Consider the following 22,138-nt stretch of genomic DNA (forward strand, 5'->3'; position numbering starts at 1 on the left):
ACGCAGGGACAGGTCCCTTGTCCCAGAACCCAAATAAAGACGAGAGGATTCATCCCCTCGTCTCTATCATCTTGGGACAGGGTGCCTGTCCCCACGTCCCAATTAGTTGCTATCCGGATCTGTATCGTCATGGTAAGTTGAGTTACCTGTCTTGGCGTCGAATGTCCAGTCTACTTTTAATGTATCACCTTGGAATTGGTTTTGGTCTTCGCCGTTATCGACAAACTCGAATAGCACAAAGATTTTTTCTTCTTGCCCTACAGGGATCCCATCCGGTACTGGCAGGGCTCCATCATCGCTGCTTCCAACAAAGGATCCGATTGCCGTTACATCAGGTGTTTCCCCTTGTAATTCAGCTAACGTCGTTTCGACCGCTACGTTGGTGGCACTGCTTGTGTTGTACATGATCGTTACTTTGATATGTTCTGCCATGTCCCCTGTGTTATCACCTTTTACATCCTCCACTTGATACTTGGTATCTAATAGCACTTGATAGATATCAAGCGTCCCATTGTTTTTCAGCGTGAATTCCCGGTAAATTTCGTCGCCGGGCTTGATGTTATCGATGTTGACAACGGTGCTCGGGTTCATCGCCAGATCCAATGTACCTGCCGCAAAGGTATTCTGCGTGGCCTCTGCATCGCTGAAGTATGAAAACGTCCCTCCCCCGATCAATGATAAACCCAGCGCTGCACTCATGATCCCTTTACTTACATTCTTAGTAAAACTCATCAATGAATCCTCCTTAATAATAGAAAATATAGTAAACTCTTATGTACGTTTGTTGATACATAGGAGATGAAACCAATACATCATGCTTTGCTTCCTTCAAGTTCATTCTTCGCCACAAGAATGGAACGGAATGCGGAAATCAGCAATAAGATCCCTGGAACAATCAATAATAGAGCAGAGCCTGCTTTTGAATTAGCGTAATTCAGGGCATATCCTATATATGGAATCGTCAAGTTGGTGTACTTTCCGATGATATTTTGTGCGGGAACCGTCCATAGATCGGGGCCGTTATTGTTATCCCCCTTGGTTTTATACACGACTTGTCCATTCTCTTGTTGAACATCGATGATTCTATGTGTAATGAGCTTATCGTCCATTCGGAAGGTAATGATATCGCCTGTTTTATAAGAAGTACGCTCATCTCCCTGCTTGATGGAGATGATGGACCCTGTCTGGAATGTCGGTTCCATGGATCCTGATAATACCGCTTTCACCTGGTAGCCCAGAAAGGTTGGTTCCCCTCCTGATAGCCTGGAGGAGAGGACGATGAATGCTGTTAAACAGATCATCACCAGAAAGATCGCTCCTATCGCACTACTCACTATGTTCCACAGTTTCTTCTTCATGTTCTGTCACCTGCTTATCATTTGTTATTTCCGATGGTGCTTCATCAGTAATTTCCGTTGAGTCTTCATCAGTTTTTTCCGTTAATAATGCTTCATCCTGAGATTCAGATTTCTCTGGGTCTGGATTCGTCTTAGGTTGTTCTATTGAAGGTTTTACTGGATCTGGATTCGTTTGATTTGAATCTATAGAAGGTTCCACTTGATCTTCCAGGTCTTGTATCTGCAATAAGATAGAAGAACGAATGGCCTCTATATGTGAAAAGTCGACAGTTGCTCGAACCTCTTCCATCATGTCTTCAACATGCTGAAAACCCTCACGTACATAATCATATGTATGGACGTTCGTGACTTCCTTTTTCTGAATGTCCATATGATACGCGGACATTTCATCATACAGATTTTGCATAATGCTTAGTTGGCGAGTCAGCTCCTCTTCCATGGCTCTCACCTCATCCAGTTGCTTATGTAATTCTTCTATTGATGCTTTAGGTAAGGGAGCAACAATGGCATGAAAAGTGTGTTCCATACTTTTTGACACCTTCTGTGCACGATCCTCAATCCCTAGAATGGTTGCCGGAAAAACAAATGCCGCATTCATGGTGATCGGACCTGGTGAAACCTGGCTTGAAAATGCCGCTTCTGTTTCTCCTACCAGCTGAGTCCCTGCATAAAAGGCCATACAACATAAAGAAGGCAGGAGGAGGGTTTGTTGAATTCGTCTTCTCACTTGATCACTCCCTTTTGCTGATTCTAAGTATACAGAATTATCAAACAAAGGAAATTGGGTTATTCTGACCGGAAAACGGGGAGGAATTTTGTCGAATAATGCCGTTATTGCGGAAAATCACACAGTAATTAACCCAATTGATTTCACCTTCAACTTTCTCAATAATTTAAATTGTTAGATATCTTATCTCGACGAGAGGGTGAAAGTGTTTGAAAAAGAAAAAGCAGAAGAAAATGAGTAAAAAAGCAGCCATTCCCGCAGTACTGGCTCTGTCGGTCACATTGGGAGGATTAGTGCCATCCGTACCTGGATTAGCCGGATCATCAAGCGTCGTTTCTGTACAAGCCGAGGGACTGAGTAAGCAAGAGGTTGTAAAGGCGTTCCTTCAATCAAAAGTACTCGAGAAAACAAAATCCCTGACGGCAGGAGATCAGTTCAAAATCATCAGCGAGGAAACGGATAGTGAAACAGGTACATACCATGTACGCACGGTCGAGCAGTATCAAGGTATTCCAATTTATGGTTCCGGACAAACCGTTGCGTTAGATGCGAATAACAACGTATATGCATCGTTTGGTAACGTGACCCAAAAGCTTGCCCGTACCATCATCCCGACAGAAGCAGCCATTGAAAAGGAAGCAGCTGAGAACATCGCCAAAGCTGGTGTAGCATCTGACATTGGGGTAGATGAGCTGAAAACGTACGATGGGCTCGATACAGAGTTGACGATTTATCCCCATGAAGGGAAATACTTCTTAACCTACTTGGTGAAAGTATCCACTTCCACCCCGACTCCGGGCTATTTCCATTACTTCGTGGATGCGACAAACGGGGAAGTGGTCAACAGCTTTAACGCCATACATGAAGTGGATCCGACAAGTCTTTCTGTAGCGGTAGGCAGAGGGTTGAACGTATTCGGGAAAATGCAGTCATTCCCTGTAGGAAAGGATACGGCAACCGGAACCAGCTATTTATATGGAGGTTCTATCGCGGGGGGATCATTCAGTAAACCTAATATTGTACCTATTGCGACGTTTGAAGCCCGCCGTATGGGTGAAACTCCATTTATCCTGCTTTCGGCATTATTTGGATTCACTGGATTTGAAATCAAGACCAATAGTTCTACGAATTTCTTCTACGACCCTGCAGCCGTTTCAGCACATACAAACGCTGATAAAATAAACAAGTACTATCAACTTGCCCACAAACGCAACGGGATCGACGGCAAAGGTACGCCATTCATCAGTACGGTCCATATTGGTTCTAAGTGGAATAATGCTGCCTGGAATGGAAAGCAAATGCTGTACGGGGATGGCGACGGGAACCTTCTTGGTTCATTAGCCGGCGGATTGGACGTGGCTGGTCATGAAATTACGCACGGTGTCATTGAACACACTGCAAATCTGACGTATCAAGATGAATCAGGGGCCATCAATGAATCATTAGCGGATATCTTCGGGGAAATATCTGAAATGTACTCATCCGGTTCTTATACAAATCCTTCAGAGTGGGAAATGGGTGAGGATATCTATACTCCGAATAAAGCGGGAGACGGCGGGCTTCGGTCAATGAAAGATCCTCGTTCCAAAACCGTCCCTGCTGCATACGGCCTGAGGGATAACCGTTACCCGGATCACTATGAAGACCGCTATGTCGGGGAACTAGATAAAGGCGGCGTGCATATTAACAGCAGTATCAACAATAAAGCAGCCTACCTGATTTCAGAAGGTGGTACACATAACGGCGTAACCGTCACCGGAATTGGTGCCGGTATAACAGGCACCATCTACTACGATGCATTAACAAAGTATCTGACACCTTCTTCTGGATTCAAAGAAATGCGCGAAGCCGCCATCCAGGCCGCTCGAGACAAGTATCCGGATAAGAATGGACAACCATCACTACAAACAAAAGCAGTCATCGATGCTTACGATGCTGTAGGTGTTCCGGCTGAATAATGGGACGGAGGGACAGTTCTTTGTCCTAGGAGCCATCTAGAAACGAGGGGTTTTCCCTCGTTTTTTTTAGATTCTTTACTATTAATAGAAGTCTATTTATTTATGATGGTAGTTTTAGAGAACAGGCTCCTTATAAACTCTTCCATTATTTGAGGCAGTAAAAAGTTTCAGAGTAACCACGTTTAACTGATCACCTAAAGAAAATTCAACAAGTAGGATCAATTATTAAAAAAGAGGATTAATAAATTGAATACAGGACATATAATCCGCATTCAGGATTGAAAATAGTCCGATCAGGATTAATTCTTCAGCAGAGAGACCCTCACCATCATTTCCGGCCCCAATATGTACCCATGGAACTCTCAATATCCCATCTCAACTCAATATTCTGCAACTTACCGGCAGATTTCGGAGAAAAAAGAGAGAGTAGAATCCTATGAGCATCTACTCAATAACAAAATCCAGCGGATGCATTTTCTGCTGAAACTAAAAAATGGAACGGGGTCCCTGTCCCCCATCCCTCCATAAAAAAAGGATTCATACTCCTATGAGAATAAATCCTTTTAGTCTGATCGTTATTGAAAAAAGAGGTAAGATTCAACCTCGCCTACACCTTACATTCCTGCAGAAGATCCTGCGGCCACAAGGATCCAAAACCCAAATTTATAAAGGAAAGTTACGATTCCAAGAATAAGACCGGTATAACTCATACCCTTCGACTGGCCACGTTTCAAGCCCACGGCACCAAAGACGATCGCAAGTATCCAGGCAGGTAGCATGAACCATCCAAGAAACGGCACTATACCAAGTACAAGCCCTACAATTCCCAGAACAAGGGCTGACACCGCCATCCCATTTCCATTTGTATGCACTTCATTCAATTCTTTTTGCATCTCCATCTCATCACCTCATTTCAAAATATGGTGATGCGAGGAGGTTTATTCCATAATTTCACAAAAGTATTGCTGATGATGGGACGAAGGGACAGGTCCCTTGTCCCAGACTCTAAAAAGAGACGAGAGGATTTGCGATCCTGGCCTCTAGAAACGTCTTTTCATTTTTAAGGGGAGGTGTAAACTGCTCCCCAACCATTCTGCCCAACCTGTCCAGGAAAGAGAATAACCGTCCCTCCATTTTCATAATTATAGAGTAAACGAAGGGAGCTGGTCTCATGCTTGAATGGAGTGCTGTCATTGCAGCCGTCGCGTTCACCATTCTCGTCATCTATTTAATTATGACATTAAGAAAAGTCATGACAACACTTACAGAAACGGAAAAGACGTTGTCTGACGCCCGGAAAGCCGTGAACGGAGTGACAGAGGAAGCAGAAGAACTGATTCATACAGCAAACCAAATTTCAGATGATGTAAAAGGAAAAATGAAAGCCGTCGACCCTTTACTTGAGTCCGTACATGATGTGGGTGATATGTTACACAATGTGACCAGCTCGGTGAAAAGGACCGCTCTGCAAAAGAGGAATCCCAAAACCATTCATGCGCAAGAGAGGAATTCGGTGCAGATTAAATTGAAGTGAGTATAGAGGCCGGGCAACCGGCCTCTTATTTGTGTAAGGAAAAGTGAGAACAAGTCCCCCTTTCAAGCGTCTTCGATAATCATTCTCTGGTTATAAAAGCAGACTACATATACGTAAAATCTAAAGTCATTCAGTAAAAAGGGAGGAAATCTAATGGGAAAAGAACAGGAAAGTCTATCAGAAGAAATAAAGAAAAAGGACTCTGATTTTGACAAAGAAATGTTGGGATACGATGAAGATATAGAAAAATTGAAGGAAAGTATACTCAATAATAAGGATTAAGCGAGACACAGGGACAGGCACCTGCCCCTGTGTCTTTTCAATTTCTGGACAAGGTACCCGCCCCAAAGTCCCTATCTCCAAAACAAAAAGTAGTCATATTTTCACATCTAATTGGTATTTATTAGTTATATGCCCAGAAAGGAGTTTTGCTGATGAAGTGTCCTGGTTGTGAACATATGAATGATGGAGGGAATTTTTGTGAAAATTGTGGAACACGATTAGTGCCGGGGGGCTCTGAATCCGGTTCTTCTCAGGCAAGGCCGGCTGGTTTAGAAGGGGCAGCTGCCCATGCACCGATCCCTGCCGCACCCCAACCAAATGCACATGTTGAAAATGTGAAGAATGTCTCGAAAATGTATTTCTCATATTTTATGGAAGTGCTAAAGAAACCTGTTGCCGCCACGCAGAACACGAATCGCGAACAGCTTGTCAACGGATTGATATCGATTGGGATATTTGCTCTTATCATTCCTTTAATCATTTATTTAGGGCTCAAGGAAGCCGGGGTGGATGGCGAGTTTATGTCCATGGTCATCAAGCCCGCTTTTTCTTACGCTATTTTCATTCTGTTAATTGCTTCTTACTCGTTTGTTGCGGTTAAGCTCGGGAAGGTTCCGGCGGGGTATACAGATGTCATTGCGCGATTTGGTTCCATGCTTATTCCCTTTTTGGCCCTCTTCCTGCTAGCCTTTTTGATGTCTTTATTGGGTATGGGTCTATATCCTGTCTTTCTTGGGATCGGTTTTATGGGTTCTACTTTTATCGTCCCTCCTTTAGTGATTTCAAGCTTTAAAAGGGATTATCCTTCAGGGTTGGATACTCTGTATGGAACTCTATTGACCTATCTGGCCATATTCATCACGATGGGGGCAATGGCGGCATTTCTCCTTTCGACACTCCTTGATCTCATTGAGTCCAAGTTGACCTCTTTCTTTCTATTTTAAGGAATGTGTTTGAGATCCCCCTTGATGTATCCTGGGGGATTTTTCTAAGAAAATGCCTAATGGAGGAGGAAACGGATGAAACCATGTAATCATTGCGGGCACCCCCTTTCAAAAGACAGTGGATTCTGCCGGAACTGTGGCAAACCTGTCATCTCTGAGAAATCTGTACGGTTTTGTAAGCTGTGTGGAACACCATTCATGTCAGATAATGAGGAATGCTCAAACTGTGAGGATTCCAACGAAAAAAAGCTCTCCTTCTGCAAGGAATGTGGAAGTGAACAGACAGATGGAGAATGCCAAAGGTGTAAGAGTGTCAGCCAATTGGTTCACTGTAAAAAGTGCGGCTCTCCCCTCCCTTCAGCTGATCTGCCATGTGATCAATGTACGGAGCCGACCAGGAGACGCGTTCAATCCAAATCCACCTGGATAAAGCGAAAGTCCACTGTTTTTTCGCTTATACTCCTTGTGATTCTTCTTGGCGCGGGCACGTACGGATTTTGGTATGTGAAAGATGCCTCCTTACCGGTCCATACGACGAAATCATTAACGTCGGCCATCAAAAGTAAAGATGCGTCAGCCGTTCGTTCCTTACTGGAAGATACGCATCCAGAAGAAAAGATCAGCCGCCTTTTAACGGATTTACACAGTGACCCTGCTCTATTGGCAAAACTTTATAAGAATCTATCAGACCAAGAGAAAGTGCTCACGTCTAAAGAACAAATCGATCCCGTAACGCCCATCGTATTTCAACTTAAAAAATTCCCAGAAAAAAAATGGGGACTCATCGACCAATATTCCCTCCACCTCACTCCCATTACCTTGACCATTCAAACGGACCCTGACGCCAAGCTATTCGTAAACAATGTCGAAGTCCCACCATCAGGGACGGACCTTCGCCAGGTAGAGAATCTATTACCAGGAGAAATCTCGGTCAAGGCTGTCAAAACCGGGGAATATGGTGAATTTGAAACGAACGAAACCTTCCCGTTGTGGGAAACGAACACCACCCCCATGCCGCTTTCGTTTCAAGAGCAATATGTGACCGTCAGCTCGGAGAAAAGCGGCGTGGATGTTTACTTGAATGGAGAGTTATACGGAACGCTTGATGGAACAGATATGAAGGTTGGTCCTATCACAGCTGGGGATTCCGTCACAATCAGCGGCGTGTACCATTACCCCTGGGGAGATGTGACGAGTGAGGAATATAGAGTAGGAGCCACCGAAGAGGTCGAACTCCTCTTTCCGATTCCTTCTGAAACGATTCTCGATCAAGTTGTCGATGCCGTCAACGACTACAATCAGTCCTATATAGAGGCGATTACCATCCTGGACAGCTCTGTATTAAGGAGTGTAAAAGGTCCCAAACTTGAAGAAACCATCGGAATCATCAACGATTTGAAGCAAAGGCGAATCACGTATGGTGGGTACATCAAGGAGTTAATCTTCGACGGTCAGTCTTTTACCCTTGAAGAAGAAGGAACCAAAGCGAGGATCAGTGTTGCAGAGCATTACGAGAGCAGCTGGAATGACCCATCTGACCCTGAAGCAGCAACCTTCAAACCGAAAACCTATTATTTTACCTATGAATGCGAATTCGATTCAGATACGAATGAGTGGGTTGTGGTGGATTCTAAAGAGCATAAAGGATTGACGATCTCAGATCCATTATGAAGGAGGAAAATAAGATGAAGGAAAATCTATTTTATCCATCCTTTCCATACAGAGAAAATGGCACACACACCGTTCCCCCATCGCATACAACCGGGCAAAGAATCAAGGGGTGGAAACAATGACGAAAAGGCTCTTACTCTTTCCAACTCTCATTCTGTTACTCTCTGGTTGTTCCATGCCTACTTTCATCAAGAATCAAATGATCAACCCTGAAGAGATTCTGGACGATGCCATGAACAATATGAGTACGTTAGAATCGATCCGCACACTGGGAGAGACCACCTTTCAGGGGAAACTCCTTGGCACTTCTTATGAATACACGGTGACCAGTGAAGGCCAAACGAGAATTGAAAATCATCAAACCGTTGAGGCATACATGACGACAAGCATGAAGGGAAGCGGAATCCCCGACTCCACAGACCGTTTCTACTTTAACCAGACACAATATGGAATCTACGATCAAACATCGCAGCAATGGGAGATAACAGACTTTCACCCTGAAGATCAACTGCTCGTCAACCTGTTCCTCTCTTCCTTTGACCCGACCAATTCAGTGAACCAATACTATGATTCAAAAATAGAGAAGAAAGTAGACATCATAGGAAGGGAAGAAAGAAACGGGGTGAGCTGTATTGGACTGTCATTAGAGATGAATGCGGATGAGATGATGAAAGAAGTATCACCGATCCTCAAAACGTTTGCGGGTTCCAGCGGCTCCCTGGCTTCTTCCCTCACAGGGACGATGGTCAAGAATATGACGATGATCTATTGGGTTGGCGAAGAAGATCAACTGGTTTACGGAATCGATACGGCATTACCTACGCCGATCGGAGAATTGACTACGAGCACAATTGTATATGATCATAATGGGGAGTTTGTGGTGCCAGAGTAGGGAAGGAAAGATAATTATACTGAACAAGCTTGGTTTATTCTCTAGTCTTCTGTTAGAACAGGCTGCCTAGTCTTATTCCTTCATGGGTTGGACTAACACCTTCAAACATAAATACTGAGCCTGCACATTACATAATGAGCAGGCTTTCTTCAACCATGGATGTCAAGGCGCTATTCCGATACTCATCGTCAGTGATAAGATACCTTTCATCGTTACTCGTGTCCCACTCCGTTTTCTTATTGCTTTAGATTCTTGTGAGACAAGCTACCTGCCCCCACATCCCATTGTTACCTCTTCATGTAATTGCCTCCTTCGCTATCTCATTTATGTATGACTTTTTTATACTTAAACTTAAAATGATGAACGATTGGAATTGATAGGCTTAATAACAGAATCACTCCAATGGAAAGGATGTCTCTATTACTAACTACGAGATTGTATTGATCGACTATATAACCCAACGATAATGCACTAGTTATACTAACGCCGACTCCAAACAAGGCGATAATGAACACCCCGACATAACTAAATGATTTCTCTCTAGAAAATAATAAATAAAGAAAAGTAGTTATTAAAAATAAAGTAATTGTGAGCAACACTGGAAAAAAATAATTAAAACTATCCAATTCTATCACCTCTATATTTTTTATGAATGGTACAAATTTAATCATGTTTAAATACCAACCATGGTTTTTGGTATTTAAATGGTCTTCTTTTATACTCTTATAAACTTATCTCCCCTTCCGAATCTATTAAACAACACAAAAATGTCAACGTCAATAATATATAAGTTTACATTTTATTCTTTTGGGAATATTTAGATATTAGTATTCCAATGAAATGATAAATATTATACGATTGTCCATGTTGCGCAACAATTTACAAAAAAGGAGAATTTTAACATGGGTGTTTTTAAAAAAGCTGGTTTGATATCTTTAGGAATGGTAACGATGTTTAGTTTTAGTCAAGGGGCATTAGCAAGTACGGAGACTAAATCACCTCTGACAGAAGTGTCTACTGAAGAAGGAAATACAATCGGTATCGGGGCTCCAGAAATTAACTCTTTCTCTGCAAAGTCAATCGGATTAAAGTCTCGTGTTTCTAACTTTCAACATAAACAGACGATAGATGACAATCGGATTAAGCAATCTATTTTTATAAACCCATCTCAGACCGGGACTACTATTGATGTTCCTTTTGACTTTGAAAATGGTGAGTATATCATTCTTAGTCAGGATGAAGAAGGTAATTCGAATACAGGTAACGTCTACAATAAGGATCATGAGTCTATTGGAATCATTTCTACACAAGTGGCTGATAACGTTGAAAAAGTAAGCATAAACACGGAAATGACAGATACGGATCATTTAGAAATAAACGTTCAATCGGATGAGCTTAATGAACCGACTGAAATAATAGTGACGTTGGCTGCAACATACTATTCCACTTACTTTTCTGATTTTTCATGGATTACTAGAGATGGCGTCAAATCTCTTAGTCTAGCACCTACATCCTATTTAAGGGACGCACCTGGGTTTGAATTATCAGTGAGAATGGCTGATGCTTGGAATAAGCTATATGCGGTTCATAGCAGTAGTTCAAACTGGTATAACACAGGAGGTATGAAAGATCAATTTGATTGTCATGCTACCTATGCCAGGACAAAAACACGCTGGAATTTAGAGCCTTCCAGGCCTAATGTCAGTTATGCGGAAACAGTTGCTAAAGCGTGTAATCCTTAAATCATCTACAACATTAACTAACTATTTTATGAGATAAGAAGCACGGGGACAGCCCCGTGCTTCTTCTTTGAAGTCGCTGGGACAAGTTGTCCCCACATCCCGCTTTCACCATCTCCTATTACAAAGACAGCCCACACCATCGTTAGAGTTACCAGGGGGACAGGTCCCCTGGTACCCATTCCATATCAAGATTCTCAGGGAGCCAAGGGACCTGTCCCCATGGCTCTCCCCTGATTAGAAGAACCAGTAGCAATCTACCCGGGCAGGTTCATACACAAATCCCCAACCTCACATGGAACGACACACTTTTAGGTGCTGTCACTTACTCTATTACACTTGAAGTTACTGAATCAGTGGGGATCAACAGCGTGGTAGCTAACACTCGTGCACTGAATGTTATTGTGTTTTGAATACTTCATGTAATGAAGTATTCAAAACATTAATTTAAAAAGACTGCAGATTGTATTCTTTTGGAGAGGGCCATATTACTAACCTTTAAAAATATGGCCCATTTTCTAAGACAGTCTTACTTTTTGATTATCATTATGCGTCTTCACTAACTTCTCCTTCAAAATAAGAACTACTTATTAATCCCTACATAGTTTGTAAAGTGAATTCATTAGTGAATGAGGTAGTTCGATAATGGGGAAGCCCATTTATTTAGTACGCTTAGCCTGATAATTCTACCAATGTCCCAGCCGTCTGATCCACTACCAGATAACCTGATTTCATCTTCTCTTCCACCCTTCTGATTTATTCATGAATTAAATAGGTTCGAAGCGTGAAAAAGGACAACCCTTGTAGAATATCTCATTTAAAAATCCTGTCATTACGACAGAAATGGGACAGAGCATTTACAGTTTATCAATCATTTCCGATATGAAATGGCGTTTTGAAGAATATACTTTAGAAACGAATGGATAAAAATTCAGGGGGGAAAGCCATGAACACCTATATTGAAGTGGAACCCGGCATCGAATTATTCGTGCAGGATACCGGCATTGGGGAGCCCATTGTCTTTATTCCGGGGTTTACGTTTACGACTGAAGTCTTTTCCGAGCAGGTGAAGCACTTTTCAAAAACCCACCGCACGATTGTGATTGATCCGAGAAGCCATGGCCGCTCCACCATGACGGTTCACGGGAATGACTATGTCACGCATGGAACGGATCTCAAGAAAGTACTGGAGCAATTAAAGGTTGAGAATGTAACGCTTGTCGGCTGGTCATTCGGATGCTTGACGGTTTGGGAGTATATCCGCCAATTCGGTAACGATGGGATCAAATCCCTCGTCCTCATTGATATGCCGCCCAAATCTTTATCCGTTCAACAAGACGAGGAGTGGGTTGAAGGTCCCCTTGATGACATGGCTGCGGCCTACACAAACTACCTTCGAAACCCAAAAGGACAACGGGATTTCATTGCTGCCTATGCCAAGGCAGTCATGGTCCAACGGGAGCTGAAGGATGAAGAATTGACGTGGATTGTCGAGCAATCCCTGAAAACCCCTTACTATATTGCTGCTAATTTGTTTTCTTCGGGACTCTTTTCTGATTATCGTGTGGAGGCGGCAGAGAGCAGTGAAGCCGTGCCGACTTTGTTTGTGGTTGCTGAGCACTGGGCAGAAGCCGCGACCAATAGCCTGAGAAAGCTTGCTCCTAAAGCGTCGATTGAGGTATTGGGTGGGCATCTTATGTTTTGGGAGTATGGTGGGAAGTTTAATGGGATTGTTGATGGATTCTTGGAAGGGAAGTAAATAACACACCATTTTCTTTATTTTAAGGCCAACCAATGCAACACAAAATAGCCTCCAATAATAAGAATTCAATGAATAAGAGTGTACCATTATTAATGGAGGCTCTATGTACCAAGCAATGTTTTGAAAAAACTGATTTAATATAACTTTATATATATAAGTCACAAACAGTCTTCATAGCAATATATTTGTCTTCAGAGACTATAACGATCATAGTCGTTCCATCCAATTCACAACCATTTCCGCCATTTCCTGTTCATTTCCTTCATAGTTGTGATCGGCACCTTCCAAAACCATATATTCGAACTTTTGGCACGCTGTCGCTTTTTCCCTCATCAACGCCAGATCTTCACTCGGTGTGTGAATGTTTACTTCGTTCACGTCTCCCATGAACGCAAGGATAGGGATGCGTAAGGTAGATAGCGCGGCAAAGGTGTCTGGATTTTCCAAGATAGGGAGATTATCTGCCTCACACCCTTCTAAGCAACGCTTCAAGTACGTTTGTGAGCTGATTTCAAGCCATCCATCGTGAAGATGTGAGAGAAGCTTTGTTGGGTCACCGTTATTCACATTCGTTTTTGCTTCGTGAATCATGTCGTTTCGATGAGGGTCATAGCGTTTGGAGAGCCCCACAAGATCAGGAGGGGATGCGAGTATCAAACCAGTGATAGCCGAGGAACCCTCTTCAGATAGATAATGGATGGCTTTATTTGCACCTAAACTATGGCCCATGAGGATAATGGATTTATAACCCAGTTCACGTACTTTCCTCACCCATAAGTCAATGTCGTAGAGGCACGCGCTGAAGATTTCATACCTAGCGCCAATCGTGCGATGGTTTCCATCTTTCGTCACAATGTCATTCATGTGATTGTATCCACGGGTGTGTCCGTAAAAGAAACCATACCCACTCTCCACTAAGTGTTGTGCTAAAACGTGAGCAAAGTAATTTTCGATAACATTCCCACTTGTACCGTGAATAAACAATACACACGTGTTGTGTCGAAGTTCCTGCCAATGAACCCCTTGCAGACGTAATCCATCTTTTGTCCAATCATACACAAATGATACGTTTGACATGCGCACCTTCCTCTCTCGGGTACCAGGGGGACAGGTCCCCTGGTACCCATTCAATATCAAGATTCTCAGGGAGCCAAGGAACCTGTCCCCATGGCTCCCCGTCCTTCCAATTCACCCCTTGGAAGGACTGTCTCTATTGTACTTACCTACCTACACTTTTCAAAAGTTCGTAACACCGCTTTGCCGAGCTCATCATCAGAGACGTTTAGCTTAAGCTCTTCTGATACTTCTCCCTTGCCGGTATACCCGTTGTTTTGTGTGTTCCTTGTCTTTGGTTCAAATTCAAATCCTTTTTGTTTGACCAAGAAAACCGTCTGGAAAAGATTTCTCTTTGTGAATGTCTTTTCGCTCTTATCTCCCGTGATACGCTTGATGTCTACATCTTTCATATCATCCGGAGTGTATTCCTTATTTTCAATCATGCCAAAGCATTTACGCAGCCTGGAGCCGATATCAGCGGGATCTGATGATACAATTTCATGTTGTTTTAATCCGCGCGATACTCCACTTTCATCGATTCCAAACGGAACCAAGATGATATCGCTGTTTTCAATATTTTTAAATATTCCCACGCTTATATCCATTTTCCCACATCCTCAAATACTACTTTAGGATGGTCACTTGAAGTTCAACATCCTTATAATTATTCAGGGTTTCAGCATATTCTTTTGCTGCATTTACATAACCTGCTTGAGCATCTTTAATCCATGGTCAGGAAGCACTACCTGAAGGACCTTTTTATCGTATGACCTGGTCGTGACACTTGTAAATGGCTTGGTTCCATCATATAAAGTCACATTTTTCGAAGCCTTCAAGTTTCTTTAAATCCTCCACGATTTTATCTTACATTCTCTTTGGACGGTCTGTATAGATTGCAAATCTTGATAACACCACTAAAAATACTACTTTTTTGAAAAAGGAAGCGTGAGAAACGTCCCTCCGCTTCCTCACACCCAACCCTTTAACACACTAACGCTGTATCTGGTTGGGGGTCAGACCCCAATATTCTTTTATTTTGTCATAAAAGCTTGATTTGACGAGGTTTCTTTTCATCAGATAAGTCACCCTCCTACATTTATTCAAATTTCTAATAGCACTTATTAGCATTTCGATTAAATGAATGCTCTTCATCGTGTTAAGTTGAAAGAAAGTTGAAGAGGAGGCATTTGAATGGGATTACCAAAAGTTCGGGAAGAAGAGTTTGTCCATTATCAAAAAGAAAGCAAGGCTCTGGGTTACGGCAAAGGCATCTTACTGACGTTTGCTTTGGCGATGCTTGCGAGCCTCATTGCGAAACTCCCGTTTTTTTCAATATTGGGGATCATGATTTTAGCAATTTTGTTAGGGGCTCTGTGGGGGAATACTCTTTCCATTCCTACGGGTGCCGGGGCAGGAGTGAAATTCAGCAGTAAAGTACTTCTCCGGGCCGGTATTATCTTGCTGGGTTTCAGGCTCAATCTGCAGGAAATCGTGGCAGCGGGGATGGCTGTATTCGTTGTGGATGTTATAGTGATTGCGTTTACAATGGTATTTATGATATTTTTAGGAAAAGCCTTTGGAATCAATAAGCAGCTGGCTTCATTGTTGGCAGCCGGGACAGCCATTTGCGGTGCTGCAGCCATTGTAGCGATTGCCCCCATTGTAAAAAGCAAGGAAGAGCATACGGCCATTGCCGTTTCATGTATAGCCGTGCTGGGAACGATCGGTGCCATCATGTATATTATGCTGTTCCCTCTTCTCCCCATCAGCGAGCAGGAGTACGGCATGCTAGTCGGTGCGACTTTGCATGAATTGGCCCACGTCATCGCGGCAGGTATTTCAGGCGGGGACTTGAGCGCCGATTCCGCCGTTTTAGTGAAATTGGGTCGTGTCCTTTTACTCATTCCCGTAGCTTTCGTCATCAGCTATCTTTTCAATAGAAAAAGCCATCAAGACCCTGCGAGAAAATCCCGTTTAAAGGATTTTCCTTTTCCATGGTTCATTCTAGGCTTCTTATGTATGAGTCTAATAAATACATTCAGTACGATCCCGAACCAGGCCCTCGACATCCTTTTATTGCTCAGCACTTATCTATTGGCAATGGGGATGGCTGGATTAGGACTGAATATCAAATGGGGAGATTTTGTGAAAGTGGGCGTGAAGCCTGTAGGCACAGCCGTCCTTGGTTTTCTTGGTCTATTAGCTTTGACACCGCTGCTATTATTCATCTACCGTCTCCTGTCCTGAAACTATCAATAAGCGAAAGAAAGTGAAGATACTATGAACCTCGATTATTTAAAAGTATTTTATGTTGTAGCCAATAATAAAAGCTTTTCAAAAACAGCAACGGATCTTCACCTTTCACAATCGAGCGTGAGCACTCAGATTAAGCAATTGGAAGAACAATGGGGTTGTCAATTACTAGAGCGGACAACTAAGAAGATTTCGTTGACCCCTGCTGGCGAAATACTCTATAAGAAAGTGAACCAATTCTTTGCTTTGATGAATGAAACGAAGAACGAGCTGGAAGAATTGAAAGGGACAGTCCACGGAGATTTAAAGATAGGTGCAAGCTTGACCATCGGGGAACACATCCTCCCCGTACTATTGGCCAATTTCCTAAAGGCCTATCCGAAGGTCAAGCCACAATTAAAAGTATATAATTCTGAACAAATAGTCGAAAAACTTCTCAAACATGAAATCAACTTGGGTTTCATTGAATCCATGCTTTCATACCCGACACTGAAACAAGTCCCATTCTTACGGGATGAACTCATGATCATCACCTCAACTCAGCATCCACTGACACAGCATCAACAAGTGTCCATTGAAGATTTCTTAACCCTCCCTTTCATCATCCGTGAGAAAGGATCCGGCACAAGGCAGGTAATGGAAGATACTCTTAGAAGAGGCGGAGTAGATGCTTCCAAACTTAATGTCATACTGGAGCTCGAACACACCGAATCAATCAAGTCTTCGGTCGAAGCCGGAATGGGAATTTCCATCATATCCAAATCAGCCGTCCAAAAAGAACTGGAGCTCCAAACCTTAAAACAACTAACAATCGAAGGAATCTCACTCTACCGGGATTTATACATGATCTATCATGAAGAAGCACTACAGCATACGAGCAGAAAACTGCTTGAATTTATTCATTCAAGGGATGGGTTCCTTGTTCCAAGGGACAAGGGGACAGGTCCATTGTCCCAGAATAAATGAAAGACGAGTGATTGGATTCACTCGTCTTTCTTACTTTTTGGGACAGGGTGCCTGTCCAATTGTATCAATGAACATTTCTAATATCTTAGTTGAAGGTTGGGACTTATTAATAACATAGTAAAACTTTCTCGAATCTTTATAATTCTCTAAAGTCAAAGATTTTATCATACCCTTTTTTAATTCGCTTTGTACAGCCAATTTGGAAATATATGATACTCCCAGGCCTTTTCTTACGGCTTCTTTAATTATTTGGGTACTACCAAACTCTAATATATTTTTAGGATTAATCCCCGTTTTGTTAAACATATTATCCGTAACTTGCCTTGTCCCTGATCCATTCTCTCTGATTATCCACGTTCTATCAGAGAGATAACTGATATCAGCTTCATTATTATTTATAAAATTAGTTGGTACTATAACCACCATGTCATCCTCTGCAAACGGTATGGTTTGAAGGAGGTCGTCTGTAACCTCCCTCTCGATGATGCCGATATCCAAGTCATTTTCCCTAACCTGATTTGCAATGCGTATGGAATTTTTAATAGTGATTTTAGGTCTTATTTTGGGGTGCTTGGTTATAAATTTTGAAATTAGATCAGGTAATAGGTATTCTCCGAATGTAAAACCTGATCCTATATTCAATGGACCACTAATACCTTCTTGTAATTCGTAAATCAACCTTTCCGTTAGGGTATATTGATTTATTATTTGCCGTGCATGAAAATAAAGAATTTCTCCTGCTTTTGTTAAACTAATTTGCTTGTTTGTTCTATTTAGTAATTGGGCATTAAATTTTCTCTCCAATATTTTTAGGTTCTGACTTATTGCGGATTGAGTGATGAACAGTTTTTCGCCAGCACGAGTCAAATTTCTTTCTTCCACTACAGTGATAAAAATATTTAGCAAACGATCCATAAATAACAGACTCCCCCTTTTATAATTAGATTTTCTTATGATCATAGTAATTAAAATTAATTTCACTAATAACCATCTTAATGCTAATATTGAGAATATTCAAACAAAACCATTAGGAGGGTTATAAGATGAATTTATCTAGTATGCCTAGAAGGAAGTACAACTATGGACCAACACCAATTGAAAGATTGAATAACTTATCTGAATATTTAGATGGACCTGATGTCTATATGAAAAGAGATGATCTTCTTGGACTAACTGGAGGAGGTAACAAAACAAGAAAATTAGAATTTTTGGTTGCAGATGCCTTAAAAAAGAACGCCGATACCTTAATCACTTGTGGAGCTGTCCAGTCCAACCATTGCAGGTTAACGTTATCGGCAGCAAAGAAAGAACAGTTAGATTGTCGGCTTGTGTTGGAGGAACGAGTATCTGATAGTTACAATTTAAACGCCAATGGCAATAACTTTCTTTTTAATTTGCTTGATGCGGGAGATATTACAGTAGTACCAGGTGGGTCGGATATGATGAAGGAAATGGAAAAAGTTGCAGACCAGGTCCGTTCAGAGGGTAAGTCCCCATATATTATTCCAGGAGGTGGTTCAAATGAGATAGGTGCTACTGGATATGTTGCCTGTGCACAAGAGATAATGATGCAACTGTTCGAACATTCTTTAGATATTGATTACATTGTCACAACTAGTGGCAGCGCTGGCACTCATGCCGGACTTCTCGTGGGAATGGAAGGTAATAACAATCACATCCCAATTGTTGGCATCAGTGTTAATAAAGAAAAGAAAGTACAGGAAGAAAATGTTTATAATCTAGTCAAGAAAACATCAGATTATTTAAATGTATCAAATAGAATAGAGAAAAAATCAGTAAACGTTTTTGATGATTATGTGGGTCCCGGTTACTCTTTGCCTACAGATCGTATGAAAGAAGCTATCAAGCTACTAGCACAGAAGGAAGGTATTCTATTAGATCCAGTGTATACAGGTAAAACAATGGCTGGTTTCATTGATCTGACACGTCAAGGTTATTTTAAAAAAGGGGATAAAATTTTATTTATTCATACTGGTGGTTCTCCAGCTCTTTATGATTATACTTCTCTATTTCAATAGTAGGGTTCACTTTAAATTTGTATATGAGGCTAAATAGATTTCTTGTTAATAAAGGAGACATTAAGGGGGGAAAGTAATGAATCCAGAAAGTAAAAAGCTAGAAATGTATGGTGGTACTTTTGGAGGGATATTACCTTTACTGGTTTTTCTCACTTTTTTAATTGTACTGTCTGTATTTGAGCGAGGAGGTACCCAAGCATTTTGGGCTGGAGGCTGGATAGCTATAGTAATAGGTTTGTTCTTAGCTAAAAACAAGCTTTCGTATAGTGAAACAATCATGAAAGGTATTGGTGACAAGAATGGTATAGTGATCATCACTGCATGGATTTTTGCAGGTGTCTTCGGAAAACTGATGCAGGCAGGAGGCTTAGTTGATGGCCTGATATGGTTGGGCCTGGAAACGGGGGCACAGGGGGCCGTTTATACGGCACTCGCCTTTGTAACCGCAGCAATTTTTGCCACGGGTGTAGGTACCAGCACAGGTACAGTCATCGCCTTAACGCCTGTACTATATCCAGCGGGTATTTATATGGGTGCTGATCCAGCTATGCTTGCAGTCGCTATATTGGCTGGGGGGGCATTTGGTGATAATTTGTCCCCAGTCTCAGATACAACAATTGTTTCCTCCTATACGCAAGGTGCCACCATGCGTGAAGTTATTTTAACTCGCCTTCCACTCGTAGTCGCTGCAGGAATCATTACGATTATCGTATTATTGTTAACTGGTGGAGGAAGTGAAGTTAGAGCGCTGGCAGACATTGACCAAAATGCAAATGCTTCCGGACTATTGATGTTATTAAGTTTAATTATTGTAGTAAGTGCAGCAATATTCAATAGACATATTATAGAGGCATTAATATATGGCAATATTACGGCAGTCATCATTGGGTTGATGATCGGGAATATAAAACTAACTAATTTATTCCATATTCCTTCTGAGAGAGGACAATCTACAGGCTTAATTGAAGACGGGATACTGGGAGTAACTGGAGCAATCATGTTTGTTTTGCTTGTCTTGGCCATAACACAGGTTTTAATCGAAAGTGGAGCAATGTCAAAACTTTTAAAATTAATACAAAAATCAGTGGCCAAAACTGTAAGAAAAGCAGAGGCTGCTATCATACTTGTAACTTTGATAGTTTCAATACCGATTGCGAATAACGCACCCGCATTAATGGTAATCGGACCTAGTTTCGTAAAACCACTTGGGGAAAAGTTTCGTTTGGCACCATCAAGAAGAGCCAATTTAATGGATTGTGCCGTAAATACAATTTTCTTTATTTTACCCTGGCATGTAGCTGTAATCGTATGGCACAGTACCTTAGCTACAACAGCAGAGACATATAACATACCGCTTCCCTCAATATTAGTTGCGGCCTTTAATCCGTATACCTGGGGCTTATTGCTAGTATTAGTTTTTTCTGTAATTACCGGTTGGCGTCGGACATTTTCTGAGCAACGCCAAGAAGAAGAGAGCATCAAAAAGGCAGCATTATAAATCAAAAAGTATTCTTAGCTACATGAAATCATTCACTTTGCTAAGCTTCTAATTTATCAACCTGGATGTTGCTATCAAAAACTTAATTGTGTAGAAACATCCAGGGCGATCTATAATAGCTAAGACCGCTGGGAAAGTCAATTATACCAATGATTTCTTGCTGCCACTACTATATCACTCGATATTTTAAAAATATAGTAAACTCTAAAATTGACCTCTACATTGACAGTCAAGGGATCAAACCCCAACATTAAACTCCACTTTATTACATTAACGCTGGACACTTTAGCTGGGTGGGGGTCAGACCCCAATTTTACAAATTCTTTCTTATAATAGAAGCGCGATAACCGCGCCCCTGCGCTTCTCAAATATAAATAAAATCCCTAACTCTATTTAACATAAGCCTTAGGGATTTTATCAACCTGTTATTTTATTTCTACTGTTTTACTTAGATACCCATCCGGATTCCTCTCCTGCCATCTCCAAGAATCCAAACACATCTCCTCTAAGCTCTTCTCTGACTTCCAATCCAACTCTCTCTCAGCCTTGGATGGATCAGCATAACATTCCGCAATATCACCTGGCCGACGAGGTGCTATTTTATAAGGAATTTTTTGCCCAGAAGCCTTTTCAAAGGCATCTACTAATTCAAGTACGCTATACCCTTGACCAGTACCAAGATTATAAGACTCAACTCCGTTGGTAGACAATACTTTTTCCAATGCTTTAATATGTCCCTTTGCCAGGTCAACTACATGAATATAGTCTCTTACCCCTGTACCATCTGGAGTAGAATAATCATTACCAAAAACACTTAGCTCAGGTAGTTTACCAGTAGCTACTTGAGTAATATATGGCATTAGATTGTTTGGAATACCCTTAGGATCTTCCCCGATCAAACCACTTTCATGTGCTCCAATGGGGTTAAAGTAGCGTAGTGAAGCAATACTCCAATCTTTATTAGATACATTTAAATCTCTTAAAATCTTTTCAATCATTAACTTTGTACGTCCGTATGGATTCGTTGCAATTAATGGGAAGTCTTCAGAAATAGGAACTGCTTTAGGAATACCATAGACAGTAGCAGAAGAACTAAAGACCAAATTGTACACATTGTATTTTTGCATCATTTCAGTAAGTACTAATGTTCCGGTAACATTATTTTGATAATAATAATTAGGTTTCTCAACAGATTCTCCAACTGCCTTTAAACCGGCAAAATGAATGACTGCTTCAATGTGATTTTCTTTAAAAATGTTATCTACATTTTCTTTATCAAGCAAGTCAACGTCATAAACCTCAAAGTTCTTACCCGTTAATTCTTTCAATCTATTTAATGATTCAATATTGCTGTTTGAAAAGTTATCCAATATAATTATTTCGTAATTTGAGTTTAGTAGCTCAACACAAGTATGACTACCAATAAACCCGGCTCCACCTGTTACTAAAATAGGCATTT

At 41.5% G+C, this 22,138-nt stretch carries 21 protein-coding genes; 12 read left to right on the forward strand and 9 right to left on the reverse strand.

All coding sequences use genetic code 11. The features are described from left to right. Positions 1-102: 102 nt before the first annotated feature. The 3 genes from ACCB35_RS20570 to ACCB35_RS20580 form a co-directional block, all read right to left on the reverse strand. Positions 103-732: a TasA family protein gene (locus tag ACCB35_RS20570; RefSeq protein ID WP_374055098.1), complete on the reverse strand. Its 630-nt coding sequence runs from the start codon at positions 730-732 to the stop codon at positions 103-105. An 80-nt stretch (positions 733-812) separates the two neighbouring features. Next, the gene (sipW, locus tag ACCB35_RS20575; RefSeq protein ID WP_374055099.1) at positions 813-1,358 is read right to left on the reverse strand and encodes a signal peptidase I SipW; all 546 of its coding nucleotides are present in this window, start codon (positions 1,356-1,358) and stop codon (positions 813-815) included. Next, positions 1,327-2,085, reverse strand: coding sequence for a hypothetical protein (locus ACCB35_RS20580; RefSeq protein ID WP_374055100.1), 759 nt, complete (start codon positions 2,083-2,085; stop codon positions 1,327-1,329). The genes sipW and ACCB35_RS20580 overlap by 32 nt, the downstream gene beginning before the upstream one ends. Before the next feature lie 233 nt (positions 2,086-2,318). Between ACCB35_RS20580 and ACCB35_RS20585 the strand changes: the two genes are divergently transcribed. Continuing rightward, the gene (locus ACCB35_RS20585) at positions 2,319-4,043 is read left to right on the forward strand and encodes a M4 family metallopeptidase (protein WP_374057084.1); all 1,725 of its coding nucleotides are present in this window, start codon (positions 2,319-2,321) and stop codon (positions 4,041-4,043) included. 614 nt (positions 4,044-4,657) lie between these two features. Here ACCB35_RS20585 and ACCB35_RS20590 read toward each other — a convergent pair. Further along, on the reverse strand, positions 4,658-4,942 hold the full coding sequence (locus tag ACCB35_RS20590; protein ID WP_374055101.1) for a hypothetical protein: 285 nt from the start codon (positions 4,940-4,942) through the stop codon (positions 4,658-4,660). A gap of 272 nt (positions 4,943-5,214) precedes the next feature. Here ACCB35_RS20590 and ACCB35_RS20595 point away from each other — a divergent pair, with 272 nt between their 5' ends. The 7 genes from ACCB35_RS20595 to ACCB35_RS20625 all read left to right on the forward strand — a co-directional run bounded on the left by ACCB35_RS20595 (position 5,215) and on the right by ACCB35_RS20625 (position 12,864). Beyond that, entirely contained in the window at positions 5,215-5,577 is a 363-nt protein-coding gene (locus tag ACCB35_RS20595) for a DUF948 domain-containing protein (RefSeq protein WP_374055102.1), read from the forward strand. 153 nt (positions 5,578-5,730) lie between these two features. After that, positions 5,731-5,859, forward strand: coding sequence for a hypothetical protein (locus ACCB35_RS20600; protein ID WP_374055103.1), 129 nt, complete (start codon positions 5,731-5,733; stop codon positions 5,857-5,859). 152 nt (positions 5,860-6,011) lie between these two features. Next, positions 6,012-6,803, forward strand: a complete 792-nt coding sequence (locus ACCB35_RS20605; protein ID WP_374055104.1) for a hypothetical protein — start codon at positions 6,012-6,014, stop codon at positions 6,801-6,803. A gap of 75 nt (positions 6,804-6,878) precedes the next feature. Further along, positions 6,879-8,474 carry a zinc ribbon domain-containing protein gene (locus tag ACCB35_RS20610; RefSeq protein WP_374055105.1) on the forward strand — a complete coding sequence of 532 codons (1,596 nt, stop codon included), beginning with the start codon at positions 6,879-6,881 and terminating at the stop codon, positions 8,472-8,474. A 118-nt stretch (positions 8,475-8,592) separates the two neighbouring features. After that, complete coding sequence (locus tag ACCB35_RS20615) at positions 8,593-9,366, forward strand: hypothetical protein (RefSeq protein ID WP_374055106.1); 774 nt, start codon at positions 8,593-8,595, stop codon at positions 9,364-9,366. A 902-nt stretch (positions 9,367-10,268) separates the two neighbouring features. Continuing rightward, positions 10,269-11,108 (forward strand): DUF2599 domain-containing protein, encoded by an 840-nt coding sequence (locus ACCB35_RS20620; RefSeq protein ID WP_374055107.1) that lies wholly within the window; start codon positions 10,269-10,271, stop codon positions 11,106-11,108. A gap of 943 nt (positions 11,109-12,051) precedes the next feature. Continuing rightward, a complete protein-coding gene (locus tag ACCB35_RS20625) occupies positions 12,052-12,864 on the forward strand; it encodes an alpha/beta fold hydrolase (RefSeq protein WP_374055108.1) in 813 nt (270 codons plus the stop codon). Between the two features lie 210 nt (positions 12,865-13,074). Here the strand turns inward: ACCB35_RS20625 and ACCB35_RS20630 are convergent, their stop codons facing one another. The 3 genes from ACCB35_RS20630 to ACCB35_RS20640 all read right to left on the reverse strand — a co-directional run bounded on the left by ACCB35_RS20630 (position 13,075) and on the right by ACCB35_RS20640 (position 14,759). Further along, positions 13,075-13,944, reverse strand: a complete 870-nt coding sequence (locus ACCB35_RS20630) for an alpha/beta hydrolase (protein WP_374055109.1) — start codon at positions 13,942-13,944, stop codon at positions 13,075-13,077. A 146-nt stretch (positions 13,945-14,090) separates the two neighbouring features. After that, positions 14,091-14,528, reverse strand: a complete 438-nt coding sequence (locus ACCB35_RS20635; RefSeq protein WP_374055110.1) for a hypothetical protein — start codon at positions 14,526-14,528, stop codon at positions 14,091-14,093. 93 nt (positions 14,529-14,621) lie between these two features. Continuing rightward, complete coding sequence (locus ACCB35_RS20640; RefSeq protein ID WP_374055111.1) at positions 14,622-14,759, reverse strand: hypothetical protein; 138 nt, start codon at positions 14,757-14,759, stop codon at positions 14,622-14,624. A 355-nt stretch (positions 14,760-15,114) separates the two neighbouring features. Between ACCB35_RS20640 and ACCB35_RS20645 the strand changes: the two genes are divergently transcribed. Beyond that, the gene (locus tag ACCB35_RS20645; protein ID WP_374055112.1) at positions 15,115-16,170 is read left to right on the forward strand and encodes a YeiH family protein; all 1,056 of its coding nucleotides are present in this window, start codon (positions 15,115-15,117) and stop codon (positions 16,168-16,170) included. A 33-nt stretch (positions 16,171-16,203) separates the two neighbouring features. Beyond that, the gene (locus tag ACCB35_RS20650) at positions 16,204-17,142 is read left to right on the forward strand and encodes a selenium metabolism-associated LysR family transcriptional regulator (RefSeq protein WP_374055113.1); all 939 of its coding nucleotides are present in this window, start codon (positions 16,204-16,206) and stop codon (positions 17,140-17,142) included. Between the two features lie 30 nt (positions 17,143-17,172). Here the strand turns inward: ACCB35_RS20650 and ACCB35_RS20655 are convergent, their stop codons facing one another. Next, entirely contained in the window at positions 17,173-18,057 is an 885-nt protein-coding gene (locus tag ACCB35_RS20655) for a LysR substrate-binding domain-containing protein (protein WP_374055114.1), read from the reverse strand. 128 nt (positions 18,058-18,185) lie between these two features. Here ACCB35_RS20655 and ACCB35_RS20660 point away from each other — a divergent pair, with 128 nt between their 5' ends. Beyond that, positions 18,186-19,181: a D-cysteine desulfhydrase gene (locus ACCB35_RS20660; protein ID WP_374055115.1), complete on the forward strand. Its 996-nt coding sequence runs from the start codon at positions 18,186-18,188 to the stop codon at positions 19,179-19,181. A gap of 76 nt (positions 19,182-19,257) precedes the next feature. Then, positions 19,258-20,679 carry a Na+/H+ antiporter NhaC family protein gene (locus ACCB35_RS20665; RefSeq protein ID WP_374055116.1) on the forward strand — a complete coding sequence of 474 codons (1,422 nt, stop codon included), beginning with the start codon at positions 19,258-19,260 and terminating at the stop codon, positions 20,677-20,679. Between the two features lie 425 nt (positions 20,680-21,104). Here ACCB35_RS20665 and galE read toward each other — a convergent pair whose 3' ends face one another. Then, positions 21,105-22,136 (reverse strand): UDP-glucose 4-epimerase GalE, encoded by a 1,032-nt coding sequence (galE, locus tag ACCB35_RS20670; protein WP_374055117.1) that lies wholly within the window; start codon positions 22,134-22,136, stop codon positions 21,105-21,107. Between the last annotated feature and the right edge of the window lie 2 nt (positions 22,137-22,138).

Source organism: Rossellomorea sp. FM04394 (genome assembly GCF_041889765.1).
Taxonomy (GTDB): Bacteria; Bacillota; Bacilli; order Bacillales; family Bacillaceae_B; genus Rossellomorea; species Rossellomorea aquimaris_B.